Origin of the sequence: Exiguobacterium sp. s89 (assembly GCF_018617735.1) — a bacterium.
Lineage (GTDB): Bacteria > Bacillota > Bacilli > Exiguobacteriales > Exiguobacteriaceae > Exiguobacterium > Exiguobacterium marinum.
This window is the reverse complement of record NZ_JACSKS010000001.1, coordinates 1,044,702-1,069,971: the sequence shown is the minus strand read 5'-3', so window position 1 is coordinate 1,069,971 and position 25,270 is coordinate 1,044,702. Positions and strand designations below refer to the sequence as shown.

The following is a 25,270-nucleotide window of genomic DNA, read 5'->3' as shown; positions in this document are numbered from 1 at the left end:
CTTAAGACGTGTGTTTAAGAATAGTGACGACCTTTCCAAGTGATAGGCAACCGTCTCCATTTTCGGATGACGGCGTTTCCGAGTAAGATTAAATAAGCGATTAAACTGAGTGGATGTAACCATGAACCAGATCCATTTGACTTCACATCGACAGCGAGGCGCGCAAGGAGCACGAAGAGTGCCGCACTGACCGTTTGCCAACTTGGTGAAAATATCCATGCGAGCATGGCGGTCAACTGGATGCCATAATACGTCATAAAGTACAAGGCGAGTCCTACTGATTCATTCATTCCCTTGAATACGTTTTTTGAAAACCCGGTCCAGACTTCTTCGTTCGTCTCATACATGTCGCAGGAGATGATAGGGGAGACTTGGACGAGTGATGTGACTTTTTTATGCCGTTTGAACGTTCGGCACAAATCGATATCATCAATCAACGATGTTCGAATCGAAGCATGTCCGCCAACTGCTTCATAACTGATGCGTTCGACGAGTACGTTCATCCCATTTGCTGCCGCAAATGCCGGATGTTTCACTTTACGCCAAAACAAAGGCAGATGTTGGGCGATGAGAACATGTTGCATCGGAATCAACAATTTCCCGAGAAATGTCGACGTTGGAAATTGAGGGAATCCTGATAAAAAGACGGCCTGTTCGCGGGCGAGCGTAGCGTGCATACGTGCGATAAAGCTTGGATCGATCGTGACATCCGCATCTAAAAACAGAAGGTACGGTTCGGTCGTGCGCGTTCCTAGTTGATGGCAGGCATGTACCTTCCCGGACCAGTCACTAGGTAAGGGAACACCATGAATAATCGTGAAACGAGAATCGTCCGCAATGGCAAGAGTCAACTTTTCGAATGTATCGTCTTCGGAGCGATCTTCATATATGTAGACATGTGTCCCTTCCGGTATCGACTGCTTTAGATTGGAAATGAGTCGGTCGACATGTCGAGACTCGTTTCGCATCGGAATGCAGACAGCTGTCGCTGGTGTCCGTCCTGGGTTTGCGAGCGGTCTTAAAAACAGTAGATTGACAATTGTGAAGAGAAGCATCGAGAGGGCGGCGATCCATAAGATCATGAGCGTCCCCTCCCAAGTCGGAGCATCGCTTCTGTCCATTCGGCAAGGTTACGACGTGGTTGAAAGAGTGGCGTGTATGCGCCAGAACGGTTGATGACGTCTTGTCTCACATCGTCATAAAGCCCTTCAAGTGCTTGCGCGATTTCTTGTTTTTGTGATCGCCGCGACGTCGAGGTCACGGCGTACTTCCGAAAGCGGACGTACACAATCGGTTCAGCATGTTTTTCAAACGAATAATACATAGCACATAACTGAATGGGGCGGTCGTTCAGTAGCAGTGTCGCTCCGGATTCGATTTCAACGGGACGCTGCTCCTGTGGCATCTCTCGACCTTGAGGAAACATCCACACGGATTTTCCGGATGTGAGCAATTCGTTTGCATAAGCAAGGGATGCTCGCACATCAGATAAACTGCCTTTTTTTACAGAGAAGGCACCGAGATGTCGAAAGAACGGGAAGCGGTTCAGTCCATCCTCGTCCATCAATACGTGAATGTCGTGCCTTAAAAAATGTTCGTTAATCATATACATGATGAGACCGTCCCACCAGGCGCTATGTGTACTTAAAAATAACCCTGGAGTCGGAACATCGTCTGTTTGGATGAAGATATTATGGAACGTCGGGCGAATCTGACGCTCTCGCACAAACGTCGAGAACAGATTATTGAACCATTTCTTTTTGTGTGACTCGATCATTGCGACTTCTCCTTTCAAGTAGCATTACCCCGGACGTGAAGACGCTGAGGATCCCAATCCCGTAAAGGCCGGCGTTGACGGCTGTGACACCAAAGAGCGCATGGAGCATGACGAACAAGTACACGCCGTGTTGGATAAACAACGAGTCGATTGCTCGTTCATGGCGCTGCAGCAACCATGAAAAGAGGAGAGACAATCCGAACCATCCAATAAAGTTTTGCGTTGGAATATCGTAATATAACCCGTCGTTTGCCCATTCCCAATAACCTTTCACGTTTGCAGCAACCGGGTCGATTGCCATATCAAGCCAAACCGCAAGAATCGGGACGAGCCATAATGTCTTGTTGCGGAATGTGAACAGACGTGCCACGGCAAAACTTGAACCGATGACGGCAAGCCATGCTGCACCGATGGTGACCGGAACGCCGAAAAGAGTCGGACCGAACGCCTCGGCATACACGTATTCACTGAAGGGGAATCCGGTTTTTACACCGAGCGTCTCGACTGCGATTGATCCGAAAAAAATAAATGGGACAATCCAAACGCCTTGTCGGATCCCTTTGTATAGAATCGTGCCTCCAATTGCACCGGCGAGCCATAAAAAGACAGGGTTCGCCCACTCCAACCACGAAGGAAGGAGATCGAATCCGACTAAAACTAAACCTATGAAATACCAAACGATAAACCATTTCCAAATAAACGGATACACTTTCATTTCATCACCTCTTCTTTCATTCTAAAGGTCATCTCAGTCTAGGTCTAACAAATACATGTACGAAAAAAAGAGCCTCAATGAATGAGACTCTTAATTTGCTACATTTTTCCGTTTTTTTACGAACGAAAAGGCGATAAATAAGATATAAAAAGGAACAGCGATAAACCAGAAAGTCGGCCATTCTTTCCACCTTGCGAACATCATGTATGTCACATAGATAAGGCTGATCGTGATAATGAACGAGTGACGTGGTAGTGGCACATCTTTAAAACTCGGGATGCGGACACGACTCACCATTAAAAGTGCAAGCCCCGTAAAGAAAATAGGTGTCAACAGTTCGCTGACCCGGTCCCCGAACGTCGTGATGACAGCAAGTAGTCCGCCAGCAGCCGTGATCGGGACACCTGAGAAGTAACTGGCCGAAACGTTTGTAGCGGATAAGTTGAAGCGAGCGAGTCGATAGGCGCCAAAGAGCGGGAAGAGTGCAGCAAAGAATAAACCATAATTACCATAGTCAATAAAGAAAGTGTAATAAGCGAGCATCGCCGGTGCAACTCCGAACGTGACGATGTCGGCGAGAGAGTCCAATTCTTTCCCGAAGTCCCCGGCCACCCCGAGCATACGGGCAAGTCGTCCGTCTAAACTGTCGAGCATCATCGCAATGATGATCAATAGCGTGGCGTTTGAGAAGTCACCACGAGCAGCATAGACGATTGCGACTACACCACAGAATAAGTTTCCGAACGTAAAGGAGTTTGGAATCCACGAACGGATGCGTTCTTTCCACATAATTTTTCCCCCAATAAGGTCATTGGCTGAACCAGTGACCGTTTGTAAATTGCAGTAAATCTTCAGGCGTTAACTCGATTTGGTAGCCGCGTTTCCCGGCAGAGATGGTGATTGTCTCTCTGTCTTTAGCTGCTTCGTGCAGATACATCGGAAACGTTTTTTTTGCCCCAATCGGCGAGACACCACCTCGAATATATCCCGTCAGCGCTTCGAGTTCTTTCATCGGGACTGGCGCTGCTTTCTTCGCCCCCCAAGCTTTTGCGGCTGCTTTTAAATCAATGTCACGTTCTCCAGAGATGAGAAAGAAAGCGTATTGCTTTTTCTCGTTCACGAGACAAATCGTTTTATACAGTTCATCAAGTGGTTTATTCAACGTCATCGCCACATGTTTGGCCGAGACATCGGTTTCATCAACTTCGTACGTATGATAAGTGAACGGAATCTTCTTCTGTTTCAATTGCCGAGCGGCGTTTGTCAGTTGCATCTGACTCATCCTTTCGTGACTGACTTCTTTTAGAATAGCAAATAGACCAACTTCCCGGCAATTGAACTTCAAAAAACTTTTCAGTAAAGGAAGGAGTTTAATGGAACGATGAAGAAATGAACAGTGATTCATTTTGAAGGGGGAATGAAAGTGGAGACGATTCAATTGACGACACATAATGGGGTAGGGTGGTTGAAACTGAACCGACCTGAAAAGCTGAACGCCTTGAACGAGATGTTGCTTCGTGAAATGAAAACGGCAATCGACACATTTGATCAAGACGATGCGGTTCGCGTCATCGTCATTGTCGGCGAGGGACGGGCGTTCTCATCCGGACAAGATTTAACGATTGAGAGTGATGCGGATTATGGGGAATATTTAGAGGATGTGTATCATCCACTCGTACGTGCGCTTTTCTCATGCCGTAAACCGCTCATCGCAGGGATTCACGGCGTAGTAGCTGGAGCGGGACTCAGTTTGGCACTTGCGGCAGACGTTCGAATCGTCGCCAAATCGACGAAATTCAGCTCAGCGTTCATTAAAATCGGGTTAGTGGCAGATGCTGGTGGACCGTACCACTTACGTCGACTCATGCGCCACGATCTGGCGCTAGATTGGTTGTGGAATGGCAGTACGATTGACGCGGAGGTCGCGCATACATTCGGGCTCGTCACAGAGCTAGTGGAAGATGCGATGTATACGGAGCGATTGACGACCTATGCAGAGACGATCGCTGCAAAATCACCAATTGCCGTTCAAGGGATGAAGGCGCTCATGCGAGCCACTTCGTTTGAGGACGGATTGAATGAAGAAATCGAATGGCAGCGGAAGTGTGGGGACACGGACGTTCACCGCCAGGCGATGCAGGCTTTCTTGATGAAATGAAAAAAGCGGCCCTCGGCCGCTTTTTACGTGGTTGATTTTGCTTCGAACTGGAAGCCTTTTTGTTGCCACGTCCCGTATTTCCAACGACGGAATGCGAAGAAGCCACGGAACCACTCATCGAGGGAGAAGGCGAGCCAAATCCCAAGGATGCCGAGTCCCATTTGAAGACCGAACAAATAACTGAATGCGACAGCGACACCCCACATCGAGGCAATTCCAATCATGACTGGGAAACGCACGTCCCCGACAGACTTCAGTGAACCCATCAAGACGATATTCATCGCACGACCCGGCTCTAAGATGAGCGTTGCCCATAAAATCGGTACCCCGACTGCGATGATGTCAGGGTTTGATGTGAAGAGACCGAGTAACGATTCGCTGAATACTGCCAAACCGAGAGAGGCGATGAACGAGGCGAACATGGCAATCTTCAACGTCTTGACGGCGCGATGATACGCCTCTTTGAATCGTTTCCCTCCAATGTCTCGTGCAATCAAAAGCTGTGTCCCTTGAGCGACAGCGACAGTGAACAAGAAGGCGAGCATCGACAAGTTCATCACGTATACACGAGCGGCAAGGGAAGCCTCACCCATCGTTGCGATGAAACCGGTGATGACGATTTGTGATGCTTGATACGACAAGTTCTCTCCGGCAGAAGGAATCCCGATTTGCAGAAGCGACTGGATATCGTCTTTCTTCGGACGAATGACTTCTTTTAACGGGAAGCGAATCATAAGTTTACGCTTAACGAGCCAAAACAAGAGAATCATTGCGGCGAACCGTGCGATTACGATGGCCCAAGCAACACCGGCAACACCGGTTACAGGAAGCCCGAACCAACCAGTGACGGCGAAGACGGCTCCGACTGCAGTAATAATGTCAATCAACAACGTCGCGAGCATGGCGTGCTTCGTCATGCCGTGACTCCGTAGAATCGAACTGAGCGCCATGATCAGCGCTTCGGTAAATAACGACAAGCCGACGATTTGAAGGAACAGCAGGCCGTGAGCGAACAGTTCGTCTGACAGCCCGAATAGGCGTAAGAACGTTTCGCCGAACAAGAAGATGACGACGACCATAATCGCACCGAGCCACATGTTCAAACTGACAGCGGAGCGGGCGAAGTCGCGACTTTTCTTCATGCGCTGTGCCCCGATGGCTTGACCGATCAAGATCGTAGCCCCGACAGACGTCACACTGAAGACAATCAAGAACACGTTTAAAATTTGGTTAGCGACCCCGACGGCCGAAGCGGCGGCATCCGAGTAGTGAGCAAGCATCAATGTGGCGATGATCCCGGTCCCCATATGGAGGGCAAGTTCGATGAAAATCGGCCACGACAGTTTGAACAAGGTGAGCTGTTCCGTTTGTTTCGTCTGCATGTAGTGTATTCTCCCTTTTCTCTATAATTCTTTCTGTTAACTATTTGTTTTGTAAAAATGTCAAAGGTCATCTTACTCCTTATGAAATGAAAAAGAAAGGGGTTTGCTGAATTATTTTCAACAAAAAAATCACCCGAATGAATCAGGTGATTTTCGAAATTATTTCAATTTCAGAATAGCGGCGCTGAATGGTGCGAGTTCGATTTCGAGTGAATCGAGATCAAGATCTTGTAAGAGGTCATAGGCGGCGCCACTATAACCGAGTGGATTCAGTTTTGAAGTAGAGTCGGAGTTGTTGAAGTAGACCAAATATGTCTCATCTTTCGTGCATCGTTCGATGATGACGGCGTTGTTGGAATCATCGACTAGGTTGAAGCGATACGAGCCCGCGTTGGCGAGTACTGGATGGTCTTTCCGTAGCTGGATGAGCTTTTGAATGTAACGGAAGAGATTACGGTCTTCTTCGGCTTCATCCCATGGCATGCAGCGGCGGCATCCCGGATCTTGTTCACCTTCAAGCCCGATTTCGTCCCCGTAGTAGATACATGGACTCCCCGTGTACGTGAGCATCGAAGTCATCAATAGTCTGAATTTCCCTTTATGGCCATTAGCTCGTGTCAAGGCGCGTGGTGTGTCGTGCGAGTCAATCAAGTTGAACGTGACTTCGTTGACGTTCATCGTATTCATCATCTCGACACGCGTCAATTCGTTTTGGAACTCGGAAGCGGTCGTCCGGTCGAGCGCAAAATAATTGAGACTCGCATTCGTGAACGGATAGTTCATGACGGCATCGAACTGGTCACCTTGGAGCCAAGGTTGTGCGTCGTGCCAAATCTCTCCGAGAATATAGGCTTCCGGATTAGCTTGTTTGACTGCTTTGCGGAAGTCACGCCAGAACGCATGGTCAACTTCGTTGGCGACGTCGAGACGCCAGCCATCGATGCCGAACTCTTCGACCCAGTAACGGGCGACATCTAATAAGTAAGCTTTTAATTCTGGATGTTCGGTGTTGATCTTCGGCATGTTCTTCTCGAATGCGAACGTATCATAGTTTGGCTTCGGTTCCGTCGCAATCGGGAACTCACGAAGGTAGAACCAATCACGGTACTCAGAATCCGAACCGTTCTCCACAACATCTTTAAACCACGGATGATGATACCCGACGTGATTGAAGACGGCGTCGAGCATGACCTTAATGCCGTTCTCATGCAACAGGTCGACCATTTCTTTAAACTTCTCTTTCGTTCCGAACTGTGGATCAATCTCCATATAGTCGAGTGTGTCGTATTTATGGTTTGTCGTCGCTTTAAATATTGGGCAGAAATAGATTCCTGTGATGCCGAGTTCGACTAAATGATCAATATGGTCGATGACACCTTGGAAATCGCCACCGAAGAAGTTCGTCGTTGTCGGCTCTGTCGAGTTCCATGGGAGAGTTTCTTCTGGATTGAGTGAAGCATCTCCATTGGCGAAGCGATCCGGGAAGATTTGGTACCAAACCGTGTCCTTCACCCATGATGGTGCATGGAAAATGTCGATTGGATTAATGAATGGAACACAGAAGTAATAGCCCGTGTCATCAAGTGGTTTTTCCTCGAACCATCCTTTTTCAGTGTAGACGGCCGTTTCTTGCCCATCATTCAAACGGAAGCCGTAGCGAAGACGTCGGAATGGTGGTTTAATCGCGATGAACCAATAATCATAAGTATCATCGAAACCAATCTTCTCCATTGGAGTTTCGTATGTACGCCAATAGCTCGGCTTACTCGGATCAAAGTTCCACATCGCCGGGTCTTCAGCGTGCCAATCGTAAGGGTCATTCCAAATCAAATCAACCGATTCAATATCACCATGCTTCGTATGGAAACGAACATGGATTGTCTCACGGTCATATTTGTAGACGAATGGGGACATGGCACGATGATAAATCGCTTCTTTCATCATAAGGAAAACAGTCCTTTCTTTAATAAGGGATGACATCATTTTACAACACCGTGCATCAAAGAGAACAGGGGTTGTGAAAACGTTTGCTCAAGCAAAGGTTAATAAAGCGTTTACATTTTGTCAATTGCTGAAGCTTATAAAAATTGTATAAATGAGAACATTTTTTTAAAAATTACATAAATGGGTCAACAGTCGTAAAAAAAGTGTAAAAAAAGACTTGTAAAACGCTTTCACAACTGTATAATAAAAATTGAGGTGAGGATGCAAACGTTTTCACTACCATGTCAATTTCGTAGCGGAGTTTTAAAATTGACGTGGTCGTGCGATTGCGCAAATCTGACCATACTATTTCCTTGGGGAGGTTTTTCATCATGAAGATGAAAAAAATGGTAGCAGGACTTTCAACAGCAGTATTCGCATTCGGTGCACTAGCTGCATGTGGTGGCGGAACAGACAACGAATCTTCTAACGAAGGTGGTTCTTCAAGCGAGAACAAGCCTGAGAAGATCGTCATTTGGGAAGACATCGAAAAGTCTGAAACAACAAAAGAAGTTGCGAAAGCATTCGAAGAAGAGCATGGCGTAAAAGTTGAAGTCGTCGAAGTACAGATGACGGATCAAAAAGACAAGCTCGCGCTTGATGGTCCAGCTGGTAAAGGTCCGGACATCATTCTCGTCCCACACGACCAAATCGGTACAATCGCAGACCAAGGTCACTTGACTCCGATTGCTGACGAAGGTTCACTCGATGCGTTCACTGACGCTTCGAAATCAGCTGTCATGTTCGACGGTCAAGCTTACGGTTACCCGAAATCTGTTGAGACACCAGTTCTCATGTACAACAAAGACTTGATGGCTGAAGCACCAACATCAATGGACGACCTTTACAAGTTGTCTAACGATGTAAAAGCTGACGGCGAGTATGGATTCCTCGCACTTTGGGATAACTTCTACTTCGCTCACGGTGTTGTTGCAGGATTCGGCGGATACGTGTTCAATGAAGACGGTGGCGCACTCGACCCAACGGATATCGGTTTGAACAACGAAGGTGCAGTTGAAGGATTCGAATACATCGGTAAATGGTACGAAGAAGGTCTCTTCCCTAAAGGGTTGATCGGTGAGTCTGGTGGCCAAGCGATGGACCAACTCTTCACTGAGAAGAAAGCTCATTCAGTCATGAACGGACCTTGGGCTGTAGCTGGTTACACAGATGCAGGCGTGAACCTCGGAGCGGCTCCAATGCCGACACTTCCAAACGGTGAGCCGATCAAGACGTTCATGGGTGTGAAAACATATGCCCTTTCAGCTTACACAGAAAACCAAGAGTGGGCTGAAATGTTCCTTCAAGAGTTGACGAATGAAGAAAACGCATTGGCAATGTTTGAATCGTACAGCGAGATTCCACCAGTAGCAGCACTCGAGTCGAACGAGACAATCACATCGAACGAAGTTGCGAAAGCGGTATTCGATCAAGCGACAAACGCTATCCCAATGCCAAACATTCCTGAAATGGGACAAGTTTGGGAGCCAATGGCACAAGCACTTCAGCTCGTAGCGACTGGTAAACAAGATGCACAAAAATCTGCAGACGATGCAGTCAAAGTCATCGAACAACAAATCCAAGCGAATAACCAATAAGGAATTGAAATGACGGGGTACGCCGCTAGGCGTTCCCCATCATTTTCTAGCATTGAGCAAACGTTTGCTTGATTGATTTGCTCAAATCGAAAGGAGAAACTGAGGATGGCTGAAATTGCGAACCCTAAATCACCGGACCAACGCCCGGATAAGCCTACAAACCATGCTCGGAACGCGGGATTACTTTCCATCATTCCGGGATTCGGACAATTTTATAACAAACAATACGCGAAAGCGGTAGCGTTCTTTATCGTCGTCGTATCTTATTTTGCCGTAAACTATGATCTATTTTTCAAAGGGGCGGGCGCCGGACCAGGTGACCGTGGAGGACTTTGGGGATTGATCACGCTTGGTGAAGTGCCAGGACCTCGTAACGACCACTCCATCTTTTTGATGGTCGAGGGGATTGTCGCGTTAATTTTACTTTTCTTCGGAATCGCGTTCTATATTTGGAACATTCGTGACGCCTATCGTGTCGGTCGCGCTCGTGATCAGCATCTAAACCTTCCATCGTTCCAAATGCAACTTCGCAACTTGCGTGACCATGGATTCCCATACTTAATGTTGATCCCATCACTCATTTTGTTAGTGTTTACAGTTATTCTTCCATTGATCTTTACGTTCTTGATCGCCTTTACGAACTATCGCTACAACAATGCACCACCAGCGAAACTCGTAGAGTGGGTAGGGTTTGAGAACTTTACGCGCATTTTTGAAATCGATATTTTCCGAGACACGTTCGTCGGGGTTCTCGGTTGGACACTTGTCTGGACGGTTGCTTCTACAACTGGTGTCATCGCAATCGGTATTTTCCTTGCGGTGCTCTTGAACCAAGAAGGTCTTCGCTTCCGTCGCTTATTCCGCTCAATCTTGATTCTCTCTTGGGCAGTCCCAGCATTTATCACAATCTTGATTTTCCGTTCGATGTTCAACGAATCGTTTGGGGTGTTCAATACGACGATTCTGCCGGCACTCGGTCTTGATCCAATCAACTGGATGACCGATCCGACGGCTACCCGTTCGGCACTCGTTCTCATTCAATGGTGGCTCGGATTCCCGTTCATCATGACGCTCATGACAGGTGTGCTTCAATCAATTCCTGGTGATTTGTATGAAGCTGCGACGATTGACGGAGCGACGATTTTTGATAAGTTCCGTTTGATCACATTGCCGATGCTCTTGTTCGCGACAGCACCGATTTTGATCACACAGTTCACGTTCAACTTCAACAACTTCAATATCATTTATCTCTTTAATGGCGGTGGCCCTGCTGTACCTGGACAAACGGCCGGCGGTACCGACATCTTGATTTCTTGGATTTACAAATTGTCCCTCGGTGCCAACCCGCAATACGGACTTGCGGCTGCGATCACGCTCATTCTGTCATTCTTCATCATGACGCTTGCGGTCATCCAGTTCCGTCGGACAAAATCTTTCAAAGACGAGGATATGATCTGATATGAAAAAACAAAAACGAATCAATTTGGCGATCTCGTATGTTATCTTGACGCTTGCGTCGGTCATCATTCTCTATCCGATGCTTTGGGTTGTCGGTACATCGTTCAACCCGGGGCGTACGATTACGTCAACGATTATTCCTTCAAACCCGACATTTGTTCACTACAAAAACTTGTTTGATTTAACGATTTCAGATTATAGTTTATGGTATGTGAACACGTTAAAAATCGCTTTCATTACGATGGCACTCTCTGTCATCTTGGTAACGATTACTGGATACGTCTTCTCGCGCTACCGTTTCGTTGGACGGAAAAACTCGCTCGTCTTGTTCCTCGTCCTTCAAATGGTGCCACAGTTCGTTGCAATCATCGCGATTTATGTATTGCTCAACATGCTCGGTCTTCTTGACACACATACAGCGCTCATCTTGCTCTATGCAGGTGGTGCGATTCCGATGAACACGTACTTGGCGAAAGGGTACTTCGATACGATTCCGAAAGAACTTGACGAAGCTGCTCGAATGGATGGTGCCGGTCACCTCCGAATCTTTTGGCAAATCATCTTGCCGCTTGCGAAGCCGATTGTCGCAACGATTGCTCTCTTTAACTTCATGGGACCATTCAACGACTTTATTTTGGCATCGCTCGTCCTTCGTTCACCAGAGAAACAAACATTGGCAGTTGGTCTTTACAACATGATCTCGAAACAATTTGATAACAACTTCACGTTGTTCGCGGCAGGTGCTGTCCTTTCAGCCCTCCCGATCGTCACCTTGTTCTTCATGTTCCAACGCTACTTCGTTTCTGGCCTAACAGCGGGTGGTACGAAAGGATAATACTCGTAAAAGGAGGAAGCGATATGAGACGAGGCGTCGTGCTCGTGCTCCTGTCGCTTCTTTTGTTTCCGACTATCGTCGGAGCAAAGGAAGCTGCTACTTGGGAACAAGAACGCATGTATTTTATTATGGTCGACCGTTTTGTTGACGGGAACCCCGACAACAATGAACAGGTAGACAAAGACGATCCGAAAGCTTTTCATGGCGGGGACATCCGTGGAGTCATTGAAAAACTCGATTATATCGAGTCACTCGGGTTCACGTCGATTTGGTTAACACCCGTCTTTGAAAATATGCCGGACGGCTATCACGGGTACTGGATAAAAGATTTCTACAACATCGACCCGCAATTTGGGACGAAAGAGGATTTACAAGAGCTCGTCGCTGAGGCGCACAAGCGAGACATGAAAGTCATCCTCGACTTCGTCGTCAACCACGTCGGTCCGAACCATCCATGGGTGGAAGAAAAGCCGGAATGGTTCCACGAGCAACTACCAATCGTATTTTGGAAAGACCAGGAGCAAGTCGAGACGCACTGGTTGTTCGACTTACCTGACTTAAAAACAGAGGATCCGGAAGTCAAGTCGTATTTGATTGACGCGGCGAAGTACTGGATCGAAGAGACGGACATCGACGGCTATCGCCTCGATACGGTTCGTCACGTCGACAAAGCATTTTGGAAAGACTTTGTCGAAGGTGTTCGTTCAATCGACCCTGACTTTTACTTACTCGCCGAAGTGTTCGACCCGGATCCGAAATATGTCGCACAATATGATAATCTTGGATTCAACAGCATCACAAACTTTACGTTTTATGATCGGGTGTCGAAAACGATGACGCAAAAACAGGCGAATGTCGACGAAATCGATGTTGCCGCAAGCTATGCAGAAACGTTCTTCAACGACCCGAACCAAATGGCGACGTTCCTCGATAACCATGATGTCGAACGTTTCATGCATATGGCAGAACTCGGCGACGTGAAGTCAGCAGAACGACGGTTACGCCTCGGGTTGTTCGCGCTTTATGCGTCACCTGGCATGCCAATCGTCTTCCAAGGAACAGAAAATGCACAGACCGGTGGAGCCGACCCGGCGAACCGTGTTATGACAGAATTCCCGGGAAATGAAGAATTGCATGAATACATGGCGACGATGAATCGCATGCGTGAAGAATACCCAGTATTTGCGACTGGTGAACAGCGCATGATTGCATCCGAAGATGGGATGGCTGTCTTTGAGCGGAAAGATGGAGATGACATCGCGTTATATGCGATCAACATGAACAGCGAGGATCGAGAGATTGAAATCGATGTCAATGAAATCGGGGAAGATACGAGACTTCGCGGTCTATTATTCTCACAACTGGTCACAGATCGGCGCGGAACGTTTACAATTGAACTATCTGGTGAAAGTGCGAACGCTTACATTGTTGAGGAGTCATCGGTAAATCCATGGATGATGGGATTACTTGTCGTCACGATTCCGATTTTCTTGACAGGTTTGGTCATGTGGAAGCGCCGCAAATAAAGAAATGAAACGCCTTAAGGTATGAATTCACGGAAGCAGGGGGGAACACCATGCAAATTACAATCAAAGATGTTGCGAAGCATGCGAACGTCGCGCCGTCGACAGTATCTCGTGTCATCGCCAACAGCCCAAGAATCAGCCAAAAGACAAAAGAACGGGTTAGAAGTTCGATGGAAGAGCTAGGGTATCATCCAAACATTCATGCGAGAAGTCTCGCGAACCGCTCAACGCAGTCGATTGGTCTCGTCATGCCGAGTGCGGCGACAAAGACGCTCCAAAATCCATTTTTCCCTGAAGTGTTGCGAGGTATCAGCACGAAGGCGCACCAAAATGGATACTCTCTCTATATGACAACTGGAGTGACAGAGGAAGAAGTACTGTCCGGTGTCATTGAAATGGTACAAGGACGACGTGTCGACGGCGTGATCGTCCTCTATTCACGGGAAGACGACCAAGTCGTCCAATATTTACGTCAAACGAAGTTTCCGTTCGTCGTGGTCGGGAAGCCGTTCGGGGACGCTTCTTCGATCACATATGTCGATACGGACAACTATCTTGCCGGTCGTGAGGTGACGAAACATCTCTATAACCTGGGTCACCGTCGAATCGCCTTCATCGGTGGATCGGACAAACTTGCGGTGACACAAGACCGTCGGAACGGTTATGCGACCGCCCTCATGGAAGCGGGCATTCCGGTGTGTGAAGACTATATTGCACGTGCTGAATTTATGACGAAAGGCGGAGCGATGGCTGTCCGTGAGTTACTTCAGAACGAAGAACCACCAACGGCCGTCGTTGTCAGTGATGATATGATGGCGCTCGGTGTCATCAGCACACTCAGTGAGATGGGACTTAAAATTCCTGAAGACGTCGCCGTCGTCAGTTTCAACAATGTCTATATCGCAGAGCACTCCAATCCGCCACTCACGTCGGTTGAAATCAATATTTTCGGTCTTGGATTCGAAGCGACGAACTGTTTGATTGAACAGATTAGTGATAGTGCCCCACCTTATGGGAAACGCGTCATCGTGCCTCATTATCTGGTCGTACGTCAATCGTGCGGACAGAAGGATAGCAAGACGGTGGAGACACTTGAATCGAATTCTTGAATGATCTAAACGACTTCGCGTGAGCGAGGTCGTTTTTTGCATATCCTGGTGATTGAAGCTAAAAGAAGAAGGGAACATCTTTCAAGAATGAACTGAAATCGAAAGGAAGGATTAATATGAGTAAAAGACGATTTGTCGGAACATATGAAACAAAAGGGAATCTTCTCTCCAAAATCAATGAGCTGAAAGAAAATGGCTATGATGAAGGTGAATTATACGTTGTGACTGAACAGGAAGACGAGGTTCGGGTCGTCAAGCGTGAGACAAACGTAAAAGTGGAAGAAGGCGATACGTCTTGGCTAGACAACATCCAAGGAGGAAAGAGTCAAGACGTGAAGCAAGTTCTTAGTGATTTAGGCATCTCAAATGATGAGGTGGATCATGCGCATTCACAAGTCAAGCAAGGTGGATACGCTCTCATCATCGACGAACCCGATACGGGATTCAATGATGGACGGAGCGATGTTTTTGAAGGACATGAAGCGAATGCCGCGTTCGGTGAAAATCAAGAAGACCATAAATGATGATTCATTTAGACTGCCTCGGCAAAAGGCAGTCTTTTTTTTCTGAAAAAATGTGAAAAAAAAAGAAAGAAAAAGTTTTATGCAAACGATTGCATTCTGAGTTCAGTTGTGTAAAATGAAAGGTGAGATTAAATACAGCGCTTTCATAGACAAACGGTTGCACGAACTAGTTGTCTGTCGAAGGTAGCCTTGTAGAGAAAAAGGAGTGGCAGACAGATGAAACGATTGTTTGCAGTCGATGAATGGAAAGTAACAGAAGAAGGTCTTCATCCGAAAGAAAACCGCCTTGCTGAATCGATCACATCGCTCGGAAACGGGCATATGGGGATGCGGGGAAACTTTGAAGAGGATTACTCGAATGATACGCACCAAGGATTCTACGTGGCGGGTGTCTATTACCCGGACAAAACACGTGTCGGTTGGTGGAAGAACGGATATCCTGAGTACTTTGCCAAAGTGTTGAACGCGACAAACGTCATCGGTCTACGCGTCGCGATTAATGAAACACCAGTCGACTTGGCAAAATGGGAAGTAAAAGACTTTACACGCGAGCTCGATATGCAGCGTGGTGTTTTGACACGGACGTTCACGTTGATGAACGGGACAGAAGAGACGAAAGTCGAAGTCGTCCGTTTCTTCTCAATCGTCGACAAAGAAATATTGGCAATCCGCTATAACATTACACCAGTCAACTATAAAGCTAAAATCGAGTTCACCCCATATTTAGACGGTGATGTCGTCAACGAAGACTCAAACTACGACGAGAAGTTCTGGCTTCCGGTCGAAAGTGGTGTCGAAGAGCGCTTTGGCTTCGTGACGACGAAGACGAAAAAACTCGATTGGCATGTCACGGCATCAATGATTGCAGACGTGGAAGGTGCGCGTTGTGAAGTGCTTGAAGCGACAGACTTGTTCGTGGCGAACAAATTCACCGTGCATACGGAAGCTGGCGAAACGGCGACTGCATATAAATACGTATCTGTCGTGACGAACCGTGACCATACGATTGACGAGTTGCAATCTGCAGGGATGACACGTGTCGAAGCAGCGTTTGAAAAAGGTTTTGAGACGCTTCTCGCTGATCAGACAGAAGCATGGCTTGCGCGTTGGGAAGATGCAGATGTCCGCATCGATGGAGACATCGAAGCGCAACAGGGCATCCGGTACAATATCTTCAACATGTATCAAACGTATACAGGTGAAGATTCACGCCTTAACATCGGTCCAAAAGGTTTCACGGGTGAGAAATATGGTGGTGCGACATATTGGGATACAGAAGCATACTGCCTCCACTTCTATTTGGCGACTACAAAACCGGAAGTCTCGTGGAACTTGCTCAAATATCGTCATAACCAATTACCACAGGCGAAAGAGAATTCTGTGAAGAATGTCGGCATGGAAGGTGCCCTTTATCCGATGGTCACGATGAACGGGGAAGAGTGCCACAATGAGTGGGAAATTACACACGAAGAGATTCACCGAAACGGTGCGATTGCCCACGCCATCTTCAACTATACGAACTTCACAGGCGATAAATCGTACCTTGGACAATACGGACTGGAAGTATTGGTCGAGATCTCGCGTTACTGGGCTAGCCGTGTCAACTTTGTGCCGCACAAAGACGTATATATGATTCTAGGCGTCACAGGTCCGAACGAATACGATAACAACGTCAACAACAACTGGTACACGAACCTGATTGCCGCGTGGACACTCGAATACACGCAAGAAGTGTACAACTATTTGAAAGAAGCAGAGCCTGCACGCCTCGATGAGCTCGTATCGACACTCGGCATCACGGACGCGGAACTCGCGAAGTGGGCGGACATTCAGGCAAAAATGTACTACCCGAAAGACGACCTCGTTCCAGACGTGTTCATGCAACAGGACGGCTTCATGGATAAAGAACAGATCTTAGTGAAAGACCTCGATCCGAAGCATCTTCCACTCAACCAAAACTGGTCGTGGGACAGAATCCTCCGTTCGAACTTCATCAAACAGGCGGACGTTCTCCAAGGACTCTACACGTTCGGTGACCGTTTCACAGTCGAGCAGAAACGAGCGAACTTTGATTTCTATGAGCCACGTACGGTTCACGAGTCGAGCTTGTCGCCATGTGTCTATTCGATCATTGCGGCAGAAGTCGGATATGAAGATAAAGCGGTCGAATTGTATCAACGTTCGGCACGTCTTGACCTCGATAACTACAACAACGACACAGAAGATGGCTTACACATCACATCGATGGTCGGCTCATGGATGTCAATCGTTCATGGATTTGCAGGAATGCGCATCAAAGAAGATAATCTCTCGTTCAGTCCGATGATTCCAAAAGGTTGGAACGGCTACTCGTTCAACATGCTCTGGCGTGGTCATCATTTGACGGTCACTTCATCACGTGAACAAGTGACGATCAAACAAACGGGAGGGTCAGATGTAACGATTCATGTGTACGGGAATGAGATAACGGTACCTTCTGATGATTCAATTTCAATTGAAACAGTGAAAGCGTGATCAATTGCTTTATATGAACAAGTCGACTGAGGTCGGCTTGTTTTTGTGTATCAAACTTATGAGAATTCATGCATATTTGCTGTATGCAGTATGAATAATCTATGTTATCTTGATTCTTAGCTATTTTGAGAAAGGGGAGTTGAAGCTTGACGGAAGCCGTTAAAGAACATACACGAATCGGGGTTGTCTCGATTATCGGAGGATTGTTCGTTGCCTTATCCATGACATTATTTTTAATTCCAGCTGGCGTCTATTCGACGGGATTTACAGGTCTAGCCCAAATCTTGACGACATTGTTAGCGGGCACACCGTTTGAACTAGGGGAAGGGCTCTGGTTCTTTATTCTGAATGCACCACTACTCGTCGTCAGTTATTTTATGCTCGGCCGGAACATGATGATCCATACGCTCGTCAGTGTTGCCTCGGTCACGTTGTTCATCCGTATGCTTCCGCAATCGCAGCTTCTCTCGGACGACCCGTTACTAAACGCCGTATTCGGCGGTGTGCTCTTGGCAATTGGATCGGGAATTACGATTCGATATGGTGCCTCAACAGGGGGCTTTGATATCGTCGCTTTGATTTTGGCGAAATTTACAAACAACTCGGTCGGGGTTTATCTCTTCTTAATGAACATGATGATCGCGCTCGCTGCAGGGGCATTGTTCGGATGGCCGACGGCACTCTATACAATCGTGTTCTTGTACGTGACATCAAAAGTCATCGATGAGATTTATACGAACACACAGCGTCAGACGCTGTTTATCGTGACGAATCATCCGGATGAGGTGACAAAGGAACTACATCAACACGTGTTCCGTGGTATCACGCTCATGCCGGCAATCGGCACGTATTCGAAAGTCGAGAAAGCAACGCTCATGATGGTCGCGCAGCGACATGAGGTTCGTGAAATCACACGTATTTGTAAAGATGCCGACCCAACTGTTTGGATCAATATCTTGCCGACTGAGGACGTCGAAGGGACGTTCCGTCGCTAAAAAAGTATATGAATCATAAAAAGCACCGACTTTGCAGTCGGTGCTTTCATTATGCCTTGATGCCGAGTTTTTCTTCTAGGAAGAGGGCGATTCCGTCATCCATATTCGAAGCGGTCACTTCGTTGGCCACATTTTTCAGTTGGTCGATGGCATTTCCCATTGCAACACCTGTGCCGACATAGTCGAGCATTTCAAGGTCGTTCTCCTCGTCACCGAATGCGATGATGTGCTTTCGGTCGATATTTAAATGCTTCGAGACTTCCTTTAGTCCGAGTGCTTTCGACGTGTTTTTACTCATCACTTCAATCATATGCTCTGGCATGCGCCATTGCCGATTCAGTACCGCTTCTGCATGAATATCATCGAGTTGTGAACGGACGTGCGCGACGTGATCTTTAGTCGCGTGAATCAGGAGTGACGTCGGTTCATCTTGTAGATGGGTCAACAGGTTGCCGGATGTGACACTGAGCGCACGTTCTGCGTACGGGCTATAAAACTCTTGCGGATCCTTTTGGAAATAAACGTGGTCGGTCACTTCGACGACGATGTTATGTGCTTTCGTATCCGCTACTTCCTCAATGATGTCGTGCGCGGTCTTGAGCGGGATTGGTCGGTGTGTGACCGCATAATTCGCATCTTTCGGGTGGTGCACGAGCGCGCCATTGAAGTTGACGAGCGGTGTCGTTAGTCTGAGTTGTTCATAGTACATGAGTGAGTGACGCTTCGGTCGCCCTGTCGCAATCATCACTTCATGTCCAGCTTCACGCGCCGCCTGTAAGGCACGGAGATTTCGTTCACTAATTGTTTTATCATCTCTTAACAACGTACCATCTAAATCAACTGCGATTAAATAACGTGACATTAGTCATCCTCTTTTCTTCACAATGATGTTTCTACGACCGTATCACATTTTTTGATTGGACGGAAAGAATATACAATCGAAGTCGCATATTCTATACGAACAATGCTATACTAATGTCGTATGAATTTTTACGAATCATCTGTGAGATGGAGGGGACGTTCAATGCGTTATTTAGTGACATTGATCTGGGCGATTGTGCTCTCAAATACAGCGGTATTTATCATTTCTGCTGTTGATGGTGTAGAGTACAACGCGATGCTCGCGACAGGATTTGGCGTGGCCATCACATTCTTCGTTGCAATTCTCGATGTCTTAAACCAAGACATGGGAATTAGCGACGTTGCACAAGAGAAGTAAGCCGTCTACAATCAAACTGACTCGTGTATGAGTCAGTCTTTTTTCTTTCATCATTATTAGAGGAGGGCCTAACATATGAAAAATCCTGAAAAACGTGCGAATTTCATGACGTTCGCCATCATCGGAGCGATTATCGTCATCGGAATCGCTTTATTGTTCTTTTTGAACGGTGCTAATGAAGAAGAAGGTGCCAATGCCGTCACGGCAGATGAATTGCAGCAACAGTTAGATAAAGAGGGAGAGGTCGTCGCTTACTTTTGGCAAACTGGCTGTGAATATTGTGAGCAAGTGAAGCCTTATGTCGAACCTCTCATCGAAGAATACGATGCGGTTTCAATCAACTTGTCAGACCACAATGTTTGGGAAACATATGGCATCAATGGGACACCGACAATCATCCGTTTTGAGGATGGAAAAGAAATCGGTCGCATTGAAGGTGCGGTCTCGGAACAACAATACGAGACATTCTTTAAAAATGAGGAGGCCAAAGAGGAATGAAACGTCGTTTTTATCAAACGTTATTTGAACTAAACGCCTCTCCCTGGATTGCCTCACGCCTTAAACGCTTCGCAGAATCAGGAGTGAGTCGTCATTTGATTCCGTCGTTCGCAAAAGTGTATCACATTGCGGTAGAGGAAGCAGAGCAACCGCTACAAGCTTATCCTTCACTGCATGCGTTCTTCACGCGTCATTTGAAGCCTGACGCACGGACGATTGATGAATCGACCGACACACTCGTATCACCTTGTGACGGGAAGTTATCGGTCATTGAGTTAATTTCGGAAGATAGCCGCTTTGAAGTGAAAGGACAATCGTATACGCTTGCGGAACTTCTCGGTTCACAACAAGAAGCGCGCCGTTACGCTGGCGGAACGGTCGTCGTCCTCTATCTCAGCCCGAGCGATTATCACCGTGTCCACACACCACTTGCCGGCCGCGTGCTCAGCCATTACGAGCTCGGTGACCGTTCGGCACCGGTTAATGAGATCGGATTGACCGAGACGGTGCGACCGCTCTCGCGCAACTACCGTCGTGTGACACGCTTTGACAGCCCGGTCGGAGCGTATGAACATATTATGGTGGGTGCCCTTAACGTGAACACGATTGAATGGACGCTCGAGGGGGACCAAGCCGAAAAAGGGCAAGAAGTCGGATACTTCTCATTCGGTTCGACCGTCGTCCTCTGTTTTGAGAAAGATGCCGTTCAATTAGAACGTGAAAAAATGGGTCCGGTTCGACTCGGTGAAGTCATCGGGACATTCAAAACCAACTAATTTTACAATAATTTTCTTCCGACCGAACGATAGACTAGTCGTTTGGTCGGTTTTCGTTTACCATAGAAGGGATATCAATACTTGTATAAGTAGTTGAATCGTTTAGCTAATTGGAGGAATTTTACGTGTTTAATCGACTTTATCCGAAACAGTTCGTCGCGACTGTGTTTGACATCGACTTACAAGAATTGAAAGACCGTGGGGTACGTGTCATTTTGACGGACCTTGATAATACACTCGTCGCGTGGGATGTCCCGCATGCGCCAGAGCTTTTATTGATGTGGCTTGAAAAAGTAAAATCATACGGTTTCGATGTGATTGTCGTATCAAATAATAATGAGAATCGTGTGCGAACGTTTACGGAGCCGCTCGGCCTTCATTATGTCGCTCGTGCTAGAAAGCCTTTGCCATCTGGGTTTAAAGAAGCGCTCTCGAAATATGGTTATTCGCCGAAAGAAGCTATTTTCTTAGGAGATCAGCTGTTTACAGACGTGCTCGGTGCCAATATGGCGGGCATTCATGTCATCCATGTGCAACCGGTCGTCAAAACAGACGGGCTCGTCACGAAATTCAACCGGATGCTTGAGAAGGTGGTCTTCGCGCACATGAAGCGTCGTGGGAAGTACGTATTGATCACGAAAAAAGTGGAAGAGCTTGCCGTTGATGCACAGCGTGCAAAAGTTGCTGTCGCTGAAAAAATCGGTGAAGCGATGCATCCACGTTCCGAAGATTCACATAAAAAAGATGAATAAGACCTCGAACGCACAGAAAGAAGGAGGCTGCCGATGTACGGCGACCAAGGCGTCGGAATTAACGCTTCAGGAGTAGCAGCGAGGTGCTACGGTGAATGAAGAAGGGGAAACCTAAACGGCAGTAAGTACAACTATGGAAGAAACTAAACGATATTGCGCTGGGTGCGGCGTAGCCATTCAAACGGAAGACCCGAACGGAGTCGGCTATGCACCAAAATCGGCACTTGACCGTGAGATTGTCATTTGCCAACGTTGCTTCAAATTGAAGCACTACAACCAAGTTCAAGACGTGGATTTATCAGATGATGATTTCTTACGTATCTTGAACGGCATCAGTTCAAAAGAAGCGCTCGTCATCAAAATTGTCGATATTTTTGACTTCAATGGCAGCTGGCTGCCGGGTCTACAACGTTCTGTCGGTTCGAACCCCGTACTGTTAGTCGGGAACAAGGTCGACTTGTTACCGAAGTCGGTCAACCCGAACCGGATGGCGAACTGGATGAAGGCAGAGGCAAAAGAGCTCGGATTGAACCCGATCGACGTTCATTTGATCAGTGCGAAAAAAGGGCACGGTATCGATGAGCTTGCTGAGAAAATTGAATATTACCGGAAAGGCAAAGACGTCTTCGTCGTCGGTTGTACAAATGTCGGAAAGTCGACACTCATCAACCAGGTGATCAAACGTTTCGGTGAAGAGGATGAAGCCATCATCACCGTCAGTCATTTCCCGGGTACGACGCTTGACTTGATCGACATCCCGCTCGATGATGATGCGAACCTGTACGATACACCAGGGATCATCAACCGTCATCAAATGGCACACTATGTCGACGCAAAAGATTTGAAGACGATCACGCCGAAGAAAGAAATCAAGCCGCACGTGTTCCAATTGAACCCGCAACAGACGCTTTACTTTGGCGGTTTGGCACGCTTGGATTACTTGGAAGGCAATAAACGGTCGTTCGTCATCTATATGTCGAACGAGTTGAAAGCACACCGTACGAAACTCGAACGCGCGGATGAGCTCTATGACCAACATATTGGGAAAATGCTCAACCCACCGAACGAGAAGACACTTGAAATGTTACCACCACTCGTCCGTCACGAATTCAGCTTACGAGATGGTGTGAAGACTGATATCGTGTTCAGCGGTCTCGGATGGGTCTCGATTCACGGTAAAGGCGGCCGTATTGCAGCGTGGGCTCCAAAAGGCGTCGCTGTCACACTCCGCGAGGCGCTCGTATGAATCTGGCCGTCATCGGTCACCCGATTGCTCATTCGCTCTCTCCAAAGCTGCACGAGCAGTGGTTGAGGGCGTCTGGGCTTTTCGGGCGTTATGAGGCGATTGACGCCGCACCGGACGAACTTTCTACCTTGATTGAAGCGATGCGAGACGGGGGATGGGACGGATTCAATGTGACGATTCCATACAAGGAAGCGGTCATTCGTCATCTTGACGAGCTCGATGATGCGGCAAAGTTAGCAGGTGCCGTCAATACGGTTTATAAACGAGACGGGCAACTCATCGGGACGAACACGGACGGTGCCGGTCTCGTCCAAGCGCTGATGCCATTCACAGACTTTACAGGACGTGTTCTCATCGTCGGTGCAGGAGGCGCCGCCCGCGGGATCGTACAAGCTCTCCCGACGCGCAACGTGACGATTGTCAATCGGACAGTCGAACGGGCAAAAGTGCTCGCCGACACGTTCGGAGTCGCGTACACGACGTTCGATGAGGTCGACATTTCTCGATATGATGTCGTCATTCAAACGACATCGGTCGGGATGGACAATCAATCCACACCACTTTCATTAGAAGGATTACGACAAAACACCGTCGTTTGTGATATCATATATCGTCCACTCATCACACCGATGATTCGAGAAGCGGAACATCGCGGGGCAGTTGTTGTGACAGGTGTGGGTATGTTCGTTGGGCAAGGCGCGCTCTCGTTCGAGAAATGGACGGGCGTGAAACCGGACGAAACCATCGGAAAGAAGTTAATCGAAAGATTATTGGAGGAATAATATACTATGCTATCAGGTAAACAAAAACGTTTTTTACGTGCAGAAGCGCACCATCTCTCACCGATTTATCAAGTCGGGAAAAATGGTGTAAGTGAAGCGATGTGTAAAGATATCTCGGACGCACTTGAGAAACGTGAGTTAATCAAAGTCCAAGTACTTCAAAATTGCATGGACACGCCGAAAGACGTGGCTGGCGAATTGTCAGAAGGTACAAAGGCTGAAGTCGTACAAGTCATTGGAAAAGTCATCGTCTTATACAAAGAGGCGACAGAGAAAGAAAATCGCCAAATCAAACTCCCATGAGCCGGATTGGTTTGATGGGGGGCACGTTCGACCCGCCGCATCTCGGTCATCTGTTAATCGCCGAACAAGCTCGCGAACAGCTTGTACTCGACGAAGTCTGGTTTTTGCCGGCTGCGATTCCACCACACAAAGTCGGGTTCAGCTCGGCTGACGACCGAATCGAGATGACCCGTCGTGCCATTCAAAATCAGTCAGACTTCAAGTTGAACCTGATTGAATTTGAACGGAGTGAGCCATCCTATACGGTGGAAACGATGAAGCGGTTGATTGAACAACATCCAGACGATACGTTCTATTTTTTAATTGGAGCGGATTCGCTTGTCTCGCTCGAATCGTGGCACGACTACGAAACGCTCATCCGTCTCGTCGCGTTCGGAGCGGTCGCTCGCCCTGGCACGCGCTATTTGATTCCAGAGAAGGCGGACGTACGCACGATTGACATGCCACAGCTTGAAATCTCGTCGACGGATATCCGTGAACGGGCGAAACGAGGCAAGTCCATCAAATATCTTGTCCCGACGTTAGTCGAGACGTATGTGAAGGAGCATAAGTTGTATGACGTTTGAAGAAGCACACGAGTTGATTAAACAGACGCTGCCAGAAAAACGCTATATCCATACGCTCGGCGTGGTCGAGACAGCGGAGCGCTTAGCGAATCAATATGGCGAAAATATTGAACAAGCGCGTCTTGCTGCGATGCTTCATGATTATGCGAAATACTTCGACACGGAAAAGATGCGCCAAGTCGTCATCGATGAGGGGCTTGATCCGAATCTCCTTCAATACGGGGACGAGTTATTGCATGCGCCAGTGGGAGCAGTGTTGCTGGCTCGACAGTATGACTTGGACCCGCATGTACTTTCTGCGATCCGGAACCATACAACAGGAGAACCCGGAATGTCTCGTCTCGACCAAATCCTGTTCGTGGCCGACGCCATCGAACCGAATCGGAACTATCCAGGTGTCGATCGCCTGCGGACAGAAGCGGAGCAGTCGCTCGAAGCGGCCGTTGTCGCGACACTGCGTCAAACGATTGAATTTTTATTAAAGAAGTCAGTGCGCATTTTTCCACTGACGATTGATACGTATAATGATTTTGTGAATACACCTTAGGAGGGTC

The 25,270-nt window shown here is 47.6% G+C and carries 26 protein-coding genes; 18 read left to right on the top strand and 8 right to left on the bottom strand.

All coding sequences use genetic code 11. From position 1 onward, the window contains the following. Positions 1-14: 14 nt before the first annotated feature. The 5 genes from KNO96_RS05480 to ybaK form a co-directional block, all read right to left on the bottom strand. On the bottom strand, positions 15-1,082 hold the full coding sequence (locus KNO96_RS05480) for a glycosyltransferase family 2 protein (RefSeq protein WP_214702641.1): 1,068 nt from the start codon (positions 1,080-1,082) through the stop codon (positions 15-17). After that, on the bottom strand, positions 1,079-1,777 hold the full coding sequence (locus tag KNO96_RS05475) for a lysophospholipid acyltransferase family protein (RefSeq protein WP_214702639.1): 699 nt from the start codon (positions 1,775-1,777) through the stop codon (positions 1,079-1,081). Before KNO96_RS05475 ends, KNO96_RS05480 begins: the two co-directional genes overlap by 4 nt. Continuing rightward, positions 1,743-2,492 (bottom strand): carotenoid biosynthesis protein, encoded by a 750-nt coding sequence (locus KNO96_RS05470; RefSeq protein ID WP_214702637.1) that lies wholly within the window; start codon positions 2,490-2,492, stop codon positions 1,743-1,745. The genes KNO96_RS05475 and KNO96_RS05470 overlap by 35 nt, the downstream gene beginning before the upstream one ends. A 90-nt stretch (positions 2,493-2,582) precedes the next feature. After that, a complete protein-coding gene (gene pssA / locus KNO96_RS05465) occupies positions 2,583-3,281 on the bottom strand; it encodes a CDP-diacylglycerol--serine O-phosphatidyltransferase (RefSeq protein WP_026826634.1) in 699 nt (232 codons plus the stop codon). Positions 3,282-3,300: 19 nt separating this feature from the next. Beyond that, positions 3,301-3,765 (bottom strand): Cys-tRNA(Pro) deacylase, encoded by a 465-nt coding sequence (gene ybaK, locus KNO96_RS05460; RefSeq protein ID WP_026826633.1) that lies wholly within the window; start codon positions 3,763-3,765, stop codon positions 3,301-3,303. Between the two features lie 144 nt (positions 3,766-3,909). On the opposite strand from ybaK, the gene KNO96_RS05455 reads away from it, so the two are divergent. Then, complete coding sequence (locus tag KNO96_RS05455; protein ID WP_251125039.1) at positions 3,910-4,650, top strand: enoyl-CoA hydratase/isomerase family protein; 741 nt, start codon at positions 3,910-3,912, stop codon at positions 4,648-4,650. Positions 4,651-4,673: 23 nt separating this feature from the next. On the opposite strand, the gene KNO96_RS05450 is transcribed toward KNO96_RS05455, so the two are convergent. Next, a complete protein-coding gene (locus tag KNO96_RS05450; protein WP_214700535.1) occupies positions 4,674-6,032 on the bottom strand; it encodes an MATE family efflux transporter in 1,359 nt (452 codons plus the stop codon). A 159-nt stretch (positions 6,033-6,191) separates the two neighbouring features. Next, entirely contained in the window at positions 6,192-7,976 is a 1,785-nt protein-coding gene (locus tag KNO96_RS05445; RefSeq protein ID WP_214702635.1) for a glycoside hydrolase family 13 protein, read from the bottom strand. Positions 7,977-8,347: 371 nt separating this feature from the next. Between KNO96_RS05445 and KNO96_RS05440 the strand changes: the two genes are divergently transcribed. The 8 genes from KNO96_RS05440 (at position 8,348) to KNO96_RS05405 (ending at position 18,574) form a co-directional block, all read left to right on the top strand. Beyond that, positions 8,348-9,613, top strand: coding sequence for an extracellular solute-binding protein (locus KNO96_RS05440; protein ID WP_214702632.1), 1,266 nt, complete (start codon positions 8,348-8,350; stop codon positions 9,611-9,613). Between the two features lie 105 nt (positions 9,614-9,718). Continuing rightward, complete coding sequence (locus tag KNO96_RS05435) at positions 9,719-11,071, top strand: carbohydrate ABC transporter permease (RefSeq protein ID WP_214702626.1); 1,353 nt, start codon at positions 9,719-9,721, stop codon at positions 11,069-11,071. Position 11,072: 1 nt separating this feature from the next. Continuing rightward, on the top strand, positions 11,073-11,906 hold the full coding sequence (locus KNO96_RS05430; RefSeq protein ID WP_214702619.1) for a sugar ABC transporter permease: 834 nt from the start codon (positions 11,073-11,075) through the stop codon (positions 11,904-11,906). A 23-nt stretch (positions 11,907-11,929) separates the two neighbouring features. Further along, positions 11,930-13,432, top strand: coding sequence for an alpha-amylase family glycosyl hydrolase (locus KNO96_RS05425; RefSeq protein WP_214702617.1), 1,503 nt, complete (start codon positions 11,930-11,932; stop codon positions 13,430-13,432). A 50-nt stretch (positions 13,433-13,482) separates the two neighbouring features. Further along, positions 13,483-14,541, top strand: a complete 1,059-nt coding sequence (locus KNO96_RS05420; RefSeq protein ID WP_026826625.1) for a LacI family DNA-binding transcriptional regulator — start codon at positions 13,483-13,485, stop codon at positions 14,539-14,541. 116 nt (positions 14,542-14,657) lie between these two features. Next, positions 14,658-15,065, top strand: a complete 408-nt coding sequence (locus tag KNO96_RS05415; RefSeq protein ID WP_026826624.1) for a YflT domain-containing protein — start codon at positions 14,658-14,660, stop codon at positions 15,063-15,065. Between the two features lie 216 nt (positions 15,066-15,281). After that, positions 15,282-17,579: a glycoside hydrolase family 65 protein gene (locus tag KNO96_RS05410; protein ID WP_214702616.1), complete on the top strand. Its 2,298-nt coding sequence runs from the start codon at positions 15,282-15,284 to the stop codon at positions 17,577-17,579. Positions 17,580-17,725: 146 nt separating this feature from the next. Beyond that, positions 17,726-18,574 carry a YitT family protein gene (locus KNO96_RS05405; protein ID WP_026826622.1) on the top strand — a complete coding sequence of 283 codons (849 nt, stop codon included), beginning with the start codon at positions 17,726-17,728 and terminating at the stop codon, positions 18,572-18,574. 49 nt (positions 18,575-18,623) lie between these two features. Here KNO96_RS05405 and KNO96_RS05400 read toward each other — a convergent pair whose 3' ends face one another. Beyond that, positions 18,624-19,436 (bottom strand): Cof-type HAD-IIB family hydrolase, encoded by an 813-nt coding sequence (locus tag KNO96_RS05400; protein ID WP_214702614.1) that lies wholly within the window; start codon positions 19,434-19,436, stop codon positions 18,624-18,626. Positions 19,437-19,598: 162 nt separating this feature from the next. Here KNO96_RS05400 and KNO96_RS05395 point away from each other — a divergent pair, with 162 nt between their 5' ends. The 9 genes from KNO96_RS05395 to yqeK all read left to right on the top strand — a co-directional run bounded on the left by KNO96_RS05395 (position 19,599) and on the right by yqeK (position 25,263). Then, entirely contained in the window at positions 19,599-19,793 is a 195-nt protein-coding gene (locus KNO96_RS05395; RefSeq protein WP_026826620.1) for a YjzD family protein, read from the top strand. Between the two features lie 75 nt (positions 19,794-19,868). Then, on the top strand, positions 19,869-20,291 hold the full coding sequence (locus tag KNO96_RS05390) for a thioredoxin family protein (RefSeq protein ID WP_214702612.1): 423 nt from the start codon (positions 19,869-19,871) through the stop codon (positions 20,289-20,291). Next, the gene (locus KNO96_RS05385; RefSeq protein WP_214702610.1) at positions 20,288-21,067 is read left to right on the top strand and encodes a phosphatidylserine decarboxylase; all 780 of its coding nucleotides are present in this window, start codon (positions 20,288-20,290) and stop codon (positions 21,065-21,067) included. The genes KNO96_RS05390 and KNO96_RS05385 overlap by 4 nt, the downstream gene beginning before the upstream one ends. Positions 21,068-21,192: 125 nt before the next feature. After that, complete coding sequence (locus KNO96_RS05380) at positions 21,193-21,819, top strand: YqeG family HAD IIIA-type phosphatase (RefSeq protein ID WP_026826617.1); 627 nt, start codon at positions 21,193-21,195, stop codon at positions 21,817-21,819. A gap of 133 nt (positions 21,820-21,952) precedes the next feature. Continuing rightward, positions 21,953-23,065, top strand: a complete 1,113-nt coding sequence (gene yqeH / locus KNO96_RS05375; protein ID WP_026826616.1) for a ribosome biogenesis GTPase YqeH — start codon at positions 21,953-21,955, stop codon at positions 23,063-23,065. Continuing rightward, entirely contained in the window at positions 23,062-23,847 is a 786-nt protein-coding gene (gene aroE / locus KNO96_RS05370) for a shikimate dehydrogenase (RefSeq protein ID WP_214700546.1), read from the top strand. The genes yqeH and aroE overlap by 4 nt, the downstream gene beginning before the upstream one ends. A gap of 6 nt (positions 23,848-23,853) precedes the next feature. Next, positions 23,854-24,150 (top strand): ribosome assembly RNA-binding protein YhbY, encoded by a 297-nt coding sequence (gene yhbY / locus KNO96_RS05365; RefSeq protein WP_026826614.1) that lies wholly within the window; start codon positions 23,854-23,856, stop codon positions 24,148-24,150. Further along, entirely contained in the window at positions 24,147-24,716 is a 570-nt protein-coding gene (locus tag KNO96_RS05360; protein ID WP_026826613.1) for a nicotinate-nucleotide adenylyltransferase, read from the top strand. Before yhbY ends, KNO96_RS05360 begins: the two co-directional genes overlap by 4 nt. Continuing rightward, positions 24,706-25,263 carry a bis(5'-nucleosyl)-tetraphosphatase (symmetrical) YqeK gene (gene yqeK / locus KNO96_RS05355; protein ID WP_026826612.1) on the top strand — a complete coding sequence of 186 codons (558 nt, stop codon included), beginning with the start codon at positions 24,706-24,708 and terminating at the stop codon, positions 25,261-25,263. The genes KNO96_RS05360 and yqeK overlap by 11 nt, the downstream gene beginning before the upstream one ends. Positions 25,264-25,270 lie beyond the last annotated feature (7 nt).